Source organism: Flavobacterium chungnamense, assembly GCF_039539165.1.
Classification (GTDB): Bacteria; Bacteroidota; Bacteroidia; order Flavobacteriales; family Flavobacteriaceae; genus Flavobacterium; species Flavobacterium chungnamense.
Window position 1 is genome coordinate 138,632 of the sequence record NZ_BAABCS010000002.1, and the last position, 14,227, is coordinate 152,858.

Annotated in this window: 11 protein-coding genes; 2 read left to right on the plus strand and 9 right to left on the minus strand. The window is 32.8% G+C overall.

Annotated elements, in window-relative coordinates; translation table 11 throughout:
* Positions 1–298: 298 nt before the first annotated feature.
* From ABD771_RS00505 to cphA, 5 genes are all read right to left on the minus strand, one after another.
* On the minus strand, positions 299–2,428 hold the full coding sequence (locus tag ABD771_RS00505; protein ID WP_345089061.1) for a S9 family peptidase: 2,130 nt from the start codon (positions 2,426–2,428) through the stop codon (positions 299–301).
* 83 nt (positions 2,429–2,511) lie between these two features.
* The gene (locus tag ABD771_RS00510; protein WP_345089064.1) at positions 2,512–4,374 is read right to left on the minus strand and encodes a peptidase U32 family protein; all 1,863 of its coding nucleotides are present in this window, start codon (positions 4,372–4,374) and stop codon (positions 2,512–2,514) included.
* Positions 4,375–4,464: 90 nt separating this feature from the next.
* Complete coding sequence (locus tag ABD771_RS00515) at positions 4,465–4,923, minus strand: DUF1569 domain-containing protein (protein ID WP_345089068.1); 459 nt, start codon at positions 4,921–4,923, stop codon at positions 4,465–4,467.
* The gene (blaOXA, locus tag ABD771_RS00520; protein WP_345089071.1) at positions 4,924–5,745 is read right to left on the minus strand and encodes a class D beta-lactamase; all 822 of its coding nucleotides are present in this window, start codon (positions 5,743–5,745) and stop codon (positions 4,924–4,926) included.
* A 75-nt stretch (positions 5,746–5,820) separates the two neighbouring features.
* Positions 5,821–8,442, minus strand: coding sequence for a cyanophycin synthetase (cphA, locus tag ABD771_RS00525; protein WP_345089074.1), 2,622 nt, complete (start codon positions 8,440–8,442; stop codon positions 5,821–5,823).
* A 387-nt stretch (positions 8,443–8,829) separates the two neighbouring features.
* On the opposite strand from cphA, the gene ABD771_RS00530 reads away from it, so the two are divergent.
* Both ABD771_RS00530 and ABD771_RS00535 read left to right on the plus strand, forming a co-directional pair.
* Positions 8,830–9,702, plus strand: a complete 873-nt coding sequence (locus ABD771_RS00530) for a cyanophycinase (protein WP_345089077.1) — start codon at positions 8,830–8,832, stop codon at positions 9,700–9,702.
* Between the two features lie 55 nt (positions 9,703–9,757).
* A complete protein-coding gene (locus ABD771_RS00535) occupies positions 9,758–10,600 on the plus strand; it encodes an isoaspartyl peptidase/L-asparaginase (RefSeq protein ID WP_345089081.1) in 843 nt (280 codons plus the stop codon).
* A gap of 94 nt (positions 10,601–10,694) precedes the next feature.
* Here the strand turns inward: ABD771_RS00535 and rplT are convergent, their stop codons facing one another.
* The 4 genes from rplT to thrS form a co-directional block, all read right to left on the minus strand.
* Positions 10,695–11,039, minus strand: a complete 345-nt coding sequence (gene rplT, locus ABD771_RS00540) for a 50S ribosomal protein L20 (protein ID WP_298120274.1) — start codon at positions 11,037–11,039, stop codon at positions 10,695–10,697.
* Between the two features lie 131 nt (positions 11,040–11,170).
* Complete coding sequence (gene rpmI, locus ABD771_RS00545; RefSeq protein WP_298120276.1) at positions 11,171–11,368, minus strand: 50S ribosomal protein L35; 198 nt, start codon at positions 11,366–11,368, stop codon at positions 11,171–11,173.
* 79 nt (positions 11,369–11,447) lie between these two features.
* A complete protein-coding gene (gene infC / locus ABD771_RS00550) occupies positions 11,448–11,996 on the minus strand; it encodes a translation initiation factor IF-3 (protein ID WP_345089101.1) in 549 nt (182 codons plus the stop codon).
* 22 nt (positions 11,997–12,018) lie between these two features.
* A complete protein-coding gene (gene thrS / locus ABD771_RS00555) occupies positions 12,019–13,965 on the minus strand; it encodes a threonine--tRNA ligase (RefSeq protein ID WP_345089086.1) in 1,947 nt (648 codons plus the stop codon).
* Positions 13,966–14,227 lie beyond the last annotated feature (262 nt).

The following is a 14,227-nucleotide window of genomic DNA, read 5'->3' on the forward strand; positions in this document are numbered from 1 at the left end:
TTCTATGAAAATTTAAAAGAATCTTATAAGTATCATTTCTTTTGCTATGGATTGACATTCTATTTAATGAGCAGTTGTTTGATTTTTTTAACAGGAAACACACAATTAGTTTTTATTAACGAACCGGTTTATCTAGATATTTGGATTTTTAACTCGTTGTTTTTTATTCTATTCCAAATACTCATTTACAAGGAGTGGAAATTGTTAAAATCTAATGTTATTAAAATTTAATCATAAAAAATCCCAAACTCAATTAGTATTGAAATTTGGGATTTTTATATTTTAAAGTAAAATGTTTTTATTTATTATTCTCAATAATATAATTCAAAACTTTAGTCATCAAATGTACTCTGTCTTTTCCAATGACATTGTGTTTGTGCATTGGATAAGGGAAATAATCTACTTGTTTTCCTGCTTCAACAAATTTCTTTACTAATGATAAATTGTGTTGTTCTACAACTACATCATCATTAGTTCCATGAATTAAAAGTAGTTTTCCTTTCAAATCTTTAACATAAGTAAGCAAACTTGCTTCTTCAAAACCTTTTGCATTTTCTGTTGGTGTATCCATGTAGCGTTCACCATACATTACTTCATACCATTTCCAATCTACAACTGGTCCACCGGCAACTCCAACTTTGAAAGCATCTGGTTTTCTTAGCATTAACGAATTAGTCATAAATCCACCATAACTCCAACCGTGAACCGCTAAACGATTTCCGTCAACATAAGGTAATGATTTTAAGTATTCTACACCTTTTATTTGATCTTCAATTTCGTTAGTTCCGCATTTTCCATGAATCACACTTTCAAAAGCAAATCCACGATTGTCAGAACCACGATTGTCCACTGTAAATACTAAATAACCTTGTTCTGCCATCCAATACATCCATAAATTCGCGCCATCTAAATAAGAATTCGTAATCATTTGTGCATGCGGTCCACCATAAACATAAACCATCACTGGATATTTTTTTGAGGCATCAAAATTACTTGGCTTGATTAATCTTGTATATAAATCGGTTGTTCCATCGGCAGCTTTTATCGTTTTGATTTCAGCTGTTCCCATTTCGTAACCTTCGTATTTATTTTTACTTTCCAAAAGAGTAATTGCCTTACCTTTTTTGTCGTAAAGTAACGATTTTGAAGGCGTTGAATGATTAGAATATTCATCAAAAATCCAATTGTAATCAGAAGAAATAGAAACATTATGAACGCCTTCGTCTTTAGTAATTAAGGTTTGTTTTCCTTTCAAATCAACTTTATAAACCAACATATTTGTTGGATTTGGGCCAGTTGATTTAAAATAAATTTCAGTTCCTGCAGGATTTGCTCCTAAAATATCTCTTGTTACAAATTTGTTACTAGTCAATTGTTTAATCAATTTTCCATCGATTGTATAATAGTATAAATTTTGAAAACCATCTTTTTCGCTATGCCAAACAAAATTATTTGATTTCTCACTTGGAAAAAAGGCATCGTGTTCTGGTTCAACCCATTTGTCACTAATTTCGTTTAAAAGAGTTTTGATAAATGCACCTGAATTTGCATCATATAAATTCAAACACATATCATTTTGACCACGATTTAATTCAGCAATTAAGATGAATTTTTCGTCTGGAGTCCAAGAAAGATTGGTTAAATAATCGTCAGCATTATTTCTGGGTTTGATGAAAACAGTTTTTTCTGTTGAAAGATTATAAATTCCAACTCTAGGTTTTTCCGATTTTTGACCAATCATTGGATATTTTATAGAAACCAATTTTCCAGGAGTTTCGTTGATGTCTAATAAAGGATAGTCGGCAACATCGGTTTCATCTTTTTGATAAAAAGCTAAAAAAGATGATTTTGGTGACCAAAAAATACCACCAGAAATTCCAAATTCGTTTCTAGAAATAGATTGTCCCGAAACTATATTTTTATCGGAATTATTAGTAACAGCAACTTTTTCTTTGTTTTTATTTATAAGAAATAAATTGTTCCCTTCGGTAAAAGCAAGATTTTGTTTCGATTTGTCAAAGGTTTGATTTTCGGCAGCTTCTGGAGTTTGTAATAGTTCTTTTCCTGATTTTGAAGTCAAAGAATAAGTAAAATATTTTCCATTTTCTGAAACTAAAATTGTAGAAGCGTCTAACCATTCTATTCCAAAGAAATTTTTTAATTTAGTTCCTAAAGCCGTGTTTATGTCTGCTAAAGTTGGTGTCTCAATGAAATTTGGACCTTGAGTTCCTAATACTAGCGTTGTCCAAGAATCTTTAAAAGAAACATATTTATTAGTGTTTGGAATCCATTGAAAGCCTGTCATTTTATCAGCTCCAAATTTTCTTCCTTGTTGCAAAACGCCGTCTTCTAATGTAATTTTCTTCAATTGCGCTTGAGAAACAATAGCAATAAATAAACTGAAGAATAGTATAATTTTTTTGTTCATAATGTAATTTGTTTGTTGTGGTAAAGGTATAAAAAAAGGATAATGTTAGTTAGACTAAAATCATTATCCTTTGTTACAATTTGTTAATCTTCTTCGATTTCAAACTCTGCATCTTTTTCCCAAATTTCCATTTCGCATGGTTTGCAATTGAATTTCAATTTGTATTCTAATTCACCTTGTTTCAATACTAATGGTTCTTTTAGTTTACCATCCATAGTATCTTTGTGATATTTTGGACATTTTTCTAATTCGTATTTGATGCAATATTTAGTTGTCATAACACGAGATTTTCCCGGATCCCATTGCAATTCGAAGGCTTGTTCTATCTCGGTTACACCATGTCTTTCGTAGAATTTTCGAGCCGTTTTGTTAGCAACATTGTACATAAAATCCAATTTACTTTCTGGATAAGGATGCGATGTTTTAACCATTTGATGTTCTTCACGAACGTAATTTGCCAAACGAATTTCAGTCAATTGCTCATAAACCGTTCTACGCATTTCATTGATTTTAGAAATAGGTAAAAACCAATTTTGTGAGAATTCAATTGTAATTTTATCAGCATTATAAGGAGTAAAACCGGTTTTAGCTAAATTTATTTTGAAATTTTCCTCAATCGATTCGTTGTTTTTGGTTTGTTCTTTCGGATGAACTAGAGTCACAACGCTCACATTTCCGTCTTCGTCAGTAGCTTTTAATTCAAAACCATTTTCATTTTCAGAAAGCAGTAAAGTTGTACTAATTTTACGGACAGCACTGTCCTCACGTTCTACAATTTTGATAAAAGCTGCATCGTTGTTTCTATAGATGAAAGTTCCGTCTTTAATTTCTTTAAGAACATTTGGATACACAAAACCATTTTCAGCACGGTTTACATAAATTCCGTCGGCTTCATTGTTTTCGTTAATGAAACATAAACCATCACCATTATTAAGCAATTCGCCATTTTCAATTTCATACGAATTTCCAACCGTTTTAATCAGTTTTCCAATGTATTGACCTTTTGATTTTGGACTTTCCCAAGAACCAATTGCTTGATGTCTTTCGTTTACAAAATAGTCAGTGTAACCACGATTGAAACTTTTATCAAGCGAAGATTCAAAAGTATAAGTTGATTTTCCTGATGATGCTTTGATATATCGGTCACTATTTTGTTCTAAAAAAGCATCTAATTTTTGACGTAAATACGATACATTATTTTTTACATAAACGATATCTTTCAAACGGCCTTCAATTTTAAACGAACATATTCCAGCTTCAATTAAATTTGGAATTTGATCAGAAACATCGAAATCTTTTATAGAAAGCAAGTGACTGTTTTTGATTAAAGTATCGCCATTTCCATCAATTAAATTGTAAGGTAATCGACAGTTTTGTGCACACGAACCACGATTGGCCGAACGTTCGCCATTGGCAACACTCATATAACAATTTCCGCTAAACGATACACACAAAGCTCCGGTTACAAAGAATTCCAATTCAACATCGCTTGCTTCACTGATTTCTTTTATTTGATGCAAATTCAACTCACGCGCTAAAACCACACGTTTCATTCCGGCATCTTTTAGGAATTTTATTTTATCTGCATCACGATTATTAGCTTGAGTACTTGCATGAAGCACTATTGGAGGCAAATCCATTTCCATGATTGCCATATCTTGAATGATTAAGGCATCAACACCAATGTCATATAATTTCCAAATTAATTGACGGCACGTTTCTAATTCATCATCATATAATATAGTGTTGATTACTACAAAAACTTGTGCATTAAAAAGGTGAGCATATTTTACTAATTCAGCTACATCTTCGATAGAGTTGTGCGCGTTAGAACGAGCTCCAAATTGCGGTGCACCAATATAAACAGCATCGGCACCGGCATTTATAGCAGCCATTCCGTGAATTAAATCTTTTGCAGGAGCAAGAATTTCAATTTTCTTCTTCATATAATTCCTTAAATAAAAGTGTGCAAAGGTCTTACATTTATTGGAGAAATCTAAATTTAATTGATTTTTTAATTATTTTATGATTTGAAATTATGCTTTACAAATATCATTTACAATTTTCAAATGATGGTTAGTATGTAATTTCAAAAACCATTCTGTTGATTTTTTATTCAAATTCCCAAAAAATGGATGTGGGAAATAGGCGTTTTTATCAAACGAATCCCATTCTTGAAGTACTGATTTTACTTTTTGCAAACTTAACAATAGTGACTCTTCGGAAATATTTTCGTCAGGTAGAACTACTTTTGGAGCTTTGGCTTTGCCTCTTGGAATGAAACCCAGAACTGAAATAAACAGTTTACTTTTATTAAACTTCCACCGGTATTCTTGAGGATTGGAGTTTTTAACAACTAAAACAATTTGATAAATAGTTTTCAAACTATGCTCAATTTGCCAACCAACTGTAGCATTTGAAACAGAAGAATTTGTCTTTTGGTGAAAAGGAATTTTAGATTCCAGTTGTGAAATGAGGTTTTGTAAGTTTTGCATTTAATTTAGAATATTTAATTTTTTAAAAGCTTCTTTAGTTGCGTTTAATCTTATTGCTGGAAATTCATCCATATTCGTTTCTTCTTTTTCAATATTGGTTGCAAAAAAATATACTGAATTATTTTTTTCTAAATATCCTACTAACCAACCATTATTAATTTCATTTCTCATTCCCCAACCTGATTTGCCACTTAATGTGTATGCAGATGTTTCTTCGATTTTCATAATGTCTTTCATAATATTTTCTGTTCTTTTGGATATGGGTAGTTCTGAAAAATATAATCGTTTTAAAAAATCAATTTGTTGCATTTGTGAAATTCTTGATTTTCCTTCTAGCCAAAAATTATCTATTGTTAGTGTGTCGAAAACCATTCCTTTATAGTTTAGTTTTTTTAAATAAGATTTCATTCTTTCTACACCAACTTTTCTTGCAATCTCTTGATAGCAAGGAACACAAGAGACTTGAAAAGCTTTCTTTAGGGTTAAATCTTGTTCCCATTTTTTAAATCTTCTTTTTTCTCCATTCCATTTAAAAATTGTAGAGTCGCTCTCAATAACTCCTGTTTCTAAAGCAATTATTGAATTTGGTATTTTAAACGTCGAAGCAGGAATAACTCCCATTTTTGACCAAGAAAAATTATTAGAATAATAGATTTTATTTTTCAAATCGTAAATTAATACAGAACCTTTTACATTCAAACTATCTAAAATTTTATCAAATTCAGGTTTAATGATTTCGCTAGATTTAGTATCTTTTTTTTGACAAGAAGCATTTATAAACAATAAAAAGAGTAAGCAAAATGTAAATATTTGTTTTTTCATTTTTTTCTTTCTTGATTTAAAAAAATCCCAAAAACCGTTTGGAATTTGGGATTTTATGTATTAGAAATTTATCTTTTAGACAGTTTCTTCTTGTTCTTTATCCAAATAACTTTGAACAATTTCAATGGCATTAGTAACTACATCACTTAATGCTGTTATAAATGTTCCATCTTCAGCAGTGTCAATAGCATGTTTGATTGCTTCAGTTTCTTTAGAAATAATTTCGTGAGTTATAGTTCTACCTGAAGCGGCAATACCTTCCATGATTAAACCAATGATTTCTTCTTCGGTTCTTCCACGTAAATATTTTTCTTGGCGAATGATGATGTGGTCAAACATTCGAGCAGCAATTGTTGCACATTCTTTAATATCTTCGTCACGTCGATCACCAACTCCAGCAATAATTCCGATTTTTTTGGTAGCATCAACACTGCTTAAATATTCTTCAACACCTTTATATCCTGCAGGATTATGAGCAAAGTCAATCAATACTTTGAATTTTTTGAACTCAAAAATATTCATTCTTCCTGGAGTTTGCGCCGCACTTGGAATGAATGTTTGCAATGACAAACTAATATCTTCTGTTTTAAATCCTTGTAAATAAGCTGCTAAAGTGGCTGCTAAAACATTAGCAATCATGAATTTTGCTTTTCCGCCCATTGTTAACGGAACGTGTGTTGCTCTTTCTACTCGAATTTTCCACTCACCTTTTTTGATGGTGATAAATCCATTTTCGTAAACGGCTACAATTTTTCCTTCTTTAGCAAATTGAACTACTTTTGGATTGTTTTCATCCATTGAAAAATAGGCAACATTGCAACTTAATTCGTTGGCTATTTTCAAACATTGGTCGTCTTCTGCATTTAAAATTGCCCAACCATCTTTTTTTATACTGCGAACAACAGTAGCTTTTACGCGAGCCAAGTCATCTAAAGTGTGAATATCGGATAATCCTAAATGGTCTTCTTGAATGTTGGTAATAATTCCAATATCGCAACGACTGAAACCTAAACCTGAACGGAGAATTCCTCCACGAGCCGTTTCTAGAACTGCAAATTCAACCGTTGGATCTTTCAATATATATTCAGCAGAAATTGGTCCTGTGGTATCACCTTTTTCCATCAAATGGTTTTGAACATAAATCCCATCAGATGTTGTGAAACCTACACGATAACCATTATTTTTTACAATATGTGCCATTAAACGTGTCGTTGTAGTTTTTCCATTAGTTCCTGTTACGGCAATAATTGGAATTCTACTAGGTTTTCCAGGAGGATAAAGCATGTCAATTACTGGAGCAGCTACGTTTCTTGGCAAACCTTCGCTTGGTGCTAAGTGCATTCTAAAACCTGGAGCAGCATTTACTTCAAGAATACAACCGCCTGTTTCCTTTAATGGTTGCGTTAAATTTTCTGCCATGATGTCAACTCCACAAATATCCAATCCGATAACACGAGAAATTCTTTCACAAAGGAAAATATTTTCTGGGTGCATCATATCAGTAATATCAACAGAAGTTCCACCTGTACTTAAATTAGCGGTAGATTTTAAATAAACTACTTCGTCTTTTCTTGGAATTGTTTCTAAAGTGTAACCTAGTTTCTCTAATAAATCAGTGGTATCTCTATCAACATCGATTTGAGTTAATACATTTTCGTGACCATAACCACGTCTTGGGTCAAGATTGGTTTCTTCTATTAATTGTTGAATGTTTTGTTTTCCATCACCTTTTACATGAGCTGGTTCGCGTTTAGCTGCTGCAACTAATTTATTATCAATGATTAAAACTCTAAAATCATAACCAATAATAAATTTTTCTACAATAACTCTATGACTGTATTTTTTTGCATAAGCCAAACCTTCTACAGCATCTTCCCATGTTTTAACATTGATTGATGCGCCTTTTCCGTGATTTCCGTCTAAAGGTTTTAATACAATTGGATAACCAATTTTCTTTACAACTGCCTCTAAATCTTCTTCATCAACACAAATTCCGCCACTTGCGACAGGAATAGAAGCTGCGTCTAACATTTTTTTGGTTTGTTCTTTATTACAAGCGATATCTACTGCGATACTACTAGTTTTACAAGTAATCGTAGCTTGAAAACGCATTTGATTTACACCATAACCTAATTGTACTAATGAATTTGTTCCAAGTCTAATCCAAGGAATATCTCTTGCAACCGCTTCTTCAACAATACTTCCTGTTGATGGACCAAGACGAACACGCTCACGAATTTCACGCATTTTCTGAATATCTTCTTCTGGATTGTAGTCAGTTCCATCTATTAAAGCTTCTGCAATTCTTACTGCTGCTTCTGCTGCGTATAAGCCTACATTTTCTTCTGTATAGCTAAAAACTACATTATAAATTCCTGGAGTTTTGGTTTCACGAGTTCTTCCAAAACCGGTTTCCATTCCGGCAAGGGTTTGAATTTCTAAAGCAATGTGTTCGATAACGTGTCCCATCCAAGTTCCTCTTTCAACTCTTGAAAAGAAACCGCCACGACAACCCTCTGAACAACGATGTTCTATCATTGTGGGAAACATGGCTTCAATTCGTTCACGAAAACCTTCAATTTTATTGGTTGGACGCTCTTCCATTTCTTCTAAATCCAAACGCATTTGGATTAGCTTTTTTCTTTGTACACTCCAAATGTTTGGTCCACGTAACGCTTGAATTTTATCGATCTTCATATTCTATTGGTATTTTGTTTTGTATTGATTGTAATGGATTTGTTAAAAATAGAAAATATTTATTATTATGAAACATTTTTTATGAGAAAAAGTTTGTTTTTTATTTGATTTATTATCGTTGTGTTGATTTTTAGGGATTTGATTTGCCTTTTGCAAGCTTAAATAATAGAAATTCTTTTGAAAAAATGAATAAAATGCAATACAAATACCGTTTAGCCCTGAATATCTTACTAAGGCAATAATTTTCATAGGAGTTCGATGAATTTCATTTGAAGCGGCACTTTGTAGAGCGTAAAGTAGGAACATGGTTAATAAGTCGTCAATAAGTTTCGCTTCAAAAAGCTATAAAACGTTTGTGAAATATTATGAAATAGTTATTTTTACTGCATGAAAATACAAGGAAAACTAATAATAATAGGTGGCGCTGTTGATAAAGGCAGTTTTACCGAAACAAATTTGGATAAAGACGCTCCAAAGAATTTAAACTTTTTTGAAGAGGGAATTTTAAAAAGAATCATAAAAGAATCCGTAAATAAAGAGTTATCTAGGATTGAAGTTATTACTACGGCTTCGAAAATTCCAAGAGAAATTGGACCAGAGTATGTGAAAGCTTTTAGCTATTTAGGAGCGAATAATGTTGATGTTTTATATATTGAGAAACGTGAGCAAGCAAGCGAGCCTGAAGTTTTAGAGCGATTAAAAGCAGCTGATGTAGTGATGTTTACTGGTGGTGATCAATTGCGATTGACATCGATTTTAGGTGGAACTCCATTTGACGATATATTAATTGATAAGTATAGAAATACTGATTTTATTTACGCAGGAACTTCTGCTGGAGCTGCTGCTGCTAGTAATAATATGATTTATCAAGGTAGTAGTCATGAAGCTTTGTTGAAAGGTGAGGTGAAGATTACTTCTGGTTTAGGTTTGATTGATGATGTTGTAATTGATACGCATTTTGTGCAGCGTGGAAGAATAGGTAGATTGTTTCAAGCCGTTGTTGGAAATCCAAAAGTTTTAGGAATTGGTCTTGGAGAAGATACTGGTTTGTTGATTTTGAATGGTCGACAAATGGAAGCAATTGGGTCTGGACTAGTGATTTTAGTTGATGGAAGAGAAGTGAAAGATACTAATTTGACTCAGGTTGAACTTGGTAAACCTATATCTATAAATCATTTAGTGACTCACGTGATGAGTAAGCATGATACTTTTGATTTGGATACTTTTAAAATGACAATAAACAGTTCGCAATACGTTTAATTCCAAATTAAATATTAGATATCTGATATCAAATATTTAAAATCTACTATCTAACATGAAAATTATAATTCACGGTGGTTTTTTTTCGGAATCTTCTACAAGTCAGGAGACAAAAGTTGCTAAGCAAAATGCTTTATTGAGAATTGTAAAGGATTCTTATGAGTACTTGAAAACACATTCGGCTGTTGAAACCGTAGTTTATGCAGTTTCGTTATTAGAAGATGACGAATTGTTTAATGCTGGAATTGGTTCGCAGATTCAAAGTGATGGAAAGATTAGAATGAGTGCTTCTTTGATGGATGGGACGTCACAAAAGTTTAGTGGCGTTATCAATATTGAGGAAGTAAAAAATCCTATTCAAGTAGCTTTAGAATTGATGAAAGTTGATGATAGAGTTTTGGGTGGAAGTGGAGCAACCAATTTTGCTAGACAACACGGATTTGAACAATTTTCTACTGAAATTCCTCAACGAAGAGCAGAATATGAAGCGAAGCTAGAATCAACAGGAACAGGAACTGTGGGTTGTGTGGCTCTAGATAAAGATGGAAATCTTGCCGCTGCAACTTCAACTGGAGGAAAAGGTTTTGAAATTCCTGGAAGAATATCAGATAGTGCTACGGTTGCTGGAAATTATGTGAATGAATTTTGTGGTGTTAGTTTGACTGGAGTTGGAGAAGATATTGTTAGTGGCGCAGTTGCGGCTAAAATAGTGACTCGTGTTACTGACGGATTTTCTCTAGAAAAAGCGTTCGAGAAAACTTTCGCAGAATTAAAACCTTATGATGGTTTTGCTGGAGCAATTGCAATCGATAAAGATGGAAATATATTTCACCAAGACTCGCATCCAACTATGGTTTTCGCTAGTTATGATGGTGAGAAGGAAGAAGTTTTTGGTTAGAAAACAAATTATTTATATAATAAACAAAAAATCCCAACCTTTCGATTGGGATTTTCTATATGTAAGTAAGTTAAACAGGTTGTACAAACGTTTTTTATTTCACTTTTTTCACAACAGCTTTGAAAGCTTCTGGGTGATTCATTGCTAAATCTGCTAATACTTTACGATTCAATTCTATACCGTTTTTCTTAACTAATCCCATAAATTGAGAGTAAGACATTCCTTCTAAACGAGCTCCAGCGTTAATACGTTGAATCCATAATGAACGGAAGTTTCTCTTGTTTTGTTTTCTATCGCGATAAGCATAAACCATCGCTTTTTCAACTGCGTTTTTAGCTACAGTCCAAACGTTTTTACGACGACCAAAGAAACCTTTGGCTTGCTTCATTATCTTTTTTCTTCTTGCTCTTTTAGCAACTGAATTTACTGATCTTGGCATAATTTTCTTGTGTTTTTGTAGTAGGCGTCCTGAATTTAATCAAAGGAACTTTATAGCCATACTCCAAGGTTATTAAAATTGTTTTAACCTAAAGATTATTCTAAAGACTTTCAGCTATAAGCTGATAGCTATTAGATAATTCTTAATTGTTGTTTAATGCTTTTTTCATCCACTTTAGCAACTAATGCAGAGTGAGTTAAAGCTAATTTACGCTTCTTAGACTTTTTAGTCAAGATGTGGCTTTTGAAAGCGTGTTTTCTTTTAATTTTTCCAGAGCCAGTAACTTTAAAACGTTTCTTAGCACTAGATTTTGTTTTCATTTTAGGCATAATTTCCCTAATTTATTTAAATTTAACTTACTTACTTATTTTTGTAATTCATCCTCTGTTTAAAGAGACTGAAAACTGTTTACTTCTTTTTCTTAGGAGCAATGTACATTATCATTCTCTTTCCTTCAAGAACTGGTAAAGCTTCTACTTTTCCATGCTCTTCCAAGTCTTGAGCTAAACGTAATAATAATATTTGTCCTTGCTCTTTATAAATGATTGAACGTCCTTTGAAGAATACAAATGCTTTTAATTTTGAACCTTCTTTAAGGAATTTTTCAGCATTTTTTCTTTTGAACTCATAATCATGTTCGTCTGTTTGAGGACCAAAACGAATTTCCTTAACCACAATTTGCGTTGATTTTGCTTTTAGCTCTTTCTCACGCTTTTTTTGCATGTAAACAAACTTTTTATAGTCTATAATTTTACATACTGGTGGTTCAGCATTTGGAGAAATCTCTACCAAATCTAATTCCAATTCATCCGCAAGACGCATAGCATCTGCAGTTTTAAAAATACCTGGTTCTATATTGTCTCCAACAAGACGCACTTCAGGTACACGAATAAAATTATTTATTCTGTGTTCATCTTTTTTTTCTACTCGAGGTTGATAACCTCTGTTGTTTCTAATTGCTATGGCTTTATTATTTTAGTTAAACTTCAAATGTTTTTAATGTTTTGGCAATTTCTTCGTTTACAATTTTAGCAAATTCCTCAATTGTTACCGAAATATTACCTTTTCCTTCTTGACCGTGACGACGTACTGAAATGGTTCCATTTTTCTCTTCTTCCTCACCAACTATAAGCATAAACGGCATCTTCTGAACTTCAGCTTCTCTAATTTTCTTACCTATTGTTTCGTTGCGGTTGTCAATTAGGGCGCGAATTTCGTGATTTTCTAGCAATTCTAAAACTTTTTTTGCATAATTTTCATATTTCTCACTCAAAGACAAGATAATAGCTTGTTCTGGCATCAACCAAAGTGGGAAGTTTCCTGCGGTATGTTCTAGTAAAATGGCAATAAAACGCTCCATCGAACCAAATGGTGCACGGTGAATCATAACTGGACGGTGTAATTTATCATCTGCACCTTTATAAGTTAATTCAAAACGCTCTGGTAAGTTATAATCAACCTGAATTGTTCCAAGTTGCCAACTTCTTCCTAAAGCATCTTTTACCATAAAATCCAACTTTGGACCATAGAATGCAGCTTCACCATATTCAACTACAGTTTTCAAACCTTTATCTGCTGCTGCATTGATAATCGCATTTTCAGCTTTTTCCCAATTCTCATCGCTTCCTATATATTTATCTCTGTTTTCTTGATCGCGTAATGAAATCTGAGCAGTAAAGTTTTCAAAACCTAATGAACCAAATACATATAATACAAGGTCAATTACTTTTTTAAACTCACTATCCAATTGATCTGGAGTACAAAAGATATGTGCATCATCTTGAGTAAATCCTCTTACACGAGTTAATCCGTGCAATTCACCACTTTGTTCATATCTATAAACAGTTCCAAATTCTGCATAACGTTTTGGCAAATCTTTATACGACCATGGTTTTGTGTTATAAATTTCACAGTGATGAGGACAGTTCATAGGTTTCAATAAAAACTCTTCGCCTTCAGCTGGAGTAGTTATGGGTTGAAAACTATCAGCTCCATATTTAGCATAATGTCCAGAAGTAACATAGAGCTCTTTTTGGCCAATATGTGGAGTAACAACTTGTTCGTAACCTGCTTTTTTTTGTGCTTTTTTCAAGAATTGCTCCAATCTATCTCTCAAAGCTGCTCCTTTTGGTAACCATAAAGGTAAACCTTGACCTACTTTTTGTGAGAACGCAAATAATTCTAACTCTTTTCCAAGTTTTCTGTGGTCGCGTCTTTTTGCTTCTTCAAGTAATTCAAGATAGTCAGTTAAATCTTTTTGTTTAGGAAACGAAACTCCATAAACACGTGTCAACTGCTTGTTTTTCTCATCGCCACGCCAATAAGCACCGGCAACACTCATGATTTTCATAGCTTTAATAATTCCAGTATTCGGAATATGTCCACCACGACACAAGTCAAAGAAGTTAGCATGGTCACAAAATGTAATAGTTCCGTCTTCTAAGTTTGAAATCAACTCCGTTTTATATTCATTATCTTTATAGGTAGCTAATGCTTCTGCTTTAGAAACAGGACGCATTTTAAATTCATGTTTCTCTCTAGAAATTTCTAAAACTCTATCTTCAATAGCTTTAAAATCTGCATCAGTTATTTTGTTATCACCAAAATCAACATCATAATAAAATCCATTATCAATAGCAGGTCCGAGAGTCAATTTAATACCATTGTATTTTTCCTCCAAAACTTGAGCCATAACGTGTGATGTAGAATGCCAAAAAGCTTTTTTTCCTTCTTTTTCATTCCATGTATATAATATCAATGAACCATCGGTCGTTAATTCCGTAGAAGTTTCTATAGTTGTACCATTAAAAGCTGCCGAAATCACATTTCGCGCTAATCCTTCACTGATGCTTTTTGCAACATCCATTGGAGTTGTACCATTTGCAAACTCCTTAACCGAACCGTCAGGTAGAGTAATCTTTATCATTCCTTAAATTTTATGGACTGCAAATATAGGAGATTAACAAAACACATACAATATATATAGGTATAATATCTCAAAGTATTTTTCAGGAGCGAACCATCAGCGCTTTCTTGCGGTCGGTATTCCTGCTTTCCGCGTTACAAGGTAGTTGCTTCAATCAGGGCTAGGTTGTTTTTGTATTGAATAGATTTAGGCTTTTCAAAAGATTTTATGTTTAAAGTGGCCGTTTTCAATAAGTGATAGAAAAAACTTTGTTTAACAACAA

Bases quoted from the DNA above. Each gene is read 5' to 3' on its own strand.
- ABD771_RS00505 (WP_345089061.1), bottom strand. From the start codon at position 2,428: ATGAACAAAAAAATTATACTATTCTTCAGTTTATTTATTGCTATTGTT.
- ABD771_RS00510 (WP_345089064.1), bottom strand. From the start codon at position 4,374: ATGAAGAAGAAAATTGAAATTCTTGCTCCTGCAAAAGATTTAATTCAC.
- ABD771_RS00515 (WP_345089068.1), bottom strand. From the start codon at position 4,923: ATGCAAAACTTACAAAACCTCATTTCACAACTGGAATCTAAAATTCCT.
- blaOXA (WP_345089071.1), bottom strand. From the start codon at position 5,745: ATGAAAAAACAAATATTTACATTTTGCTTACTCTTTTTATTGTTTATA.
- cphA (WP_345089074.1), bottom strand. From the start codon at position 8,442: ATGAAGATCGATAAAATTCAAGCGTTACGTGGACCAAACATTTGGAGT.
- ABD771_RS00530 (WP_345089077.1), top strand. From the start codon at position 8,830: ATGAAAATACAAGGAAAACTAATAATAATAGGTGGCGCTGTTGATAAA.
- ABD771_RS00535 (WP_345089081.1), top strand. From the start codon at position 9,758: ATGAAAATTATAATTCACGGTGGTTTTTTTTCGGAATCTTCTACAAGT.
- rplT (WP_298120274.1), bottom strand. From the start codon at position 11,039: ATGCCAAGATCAGTAAATTCAGTTGCTAAAAGAGCAAGAAGAAAAAAG.
- rpmI (WP_298120276.1), bottom strand. From the start codon at position 11,368: ATGCCTAAAATGAAAACAAAATCTAGTGCTAAGAAACGTTTTAAAGTT.
- thrS (WP_345089086.1), bottom strand. From the start codon at position 13,965: ATGATAAAGATTACTCTACCTGACGGTTCGGTTAAGGAGTTTGCAAAT.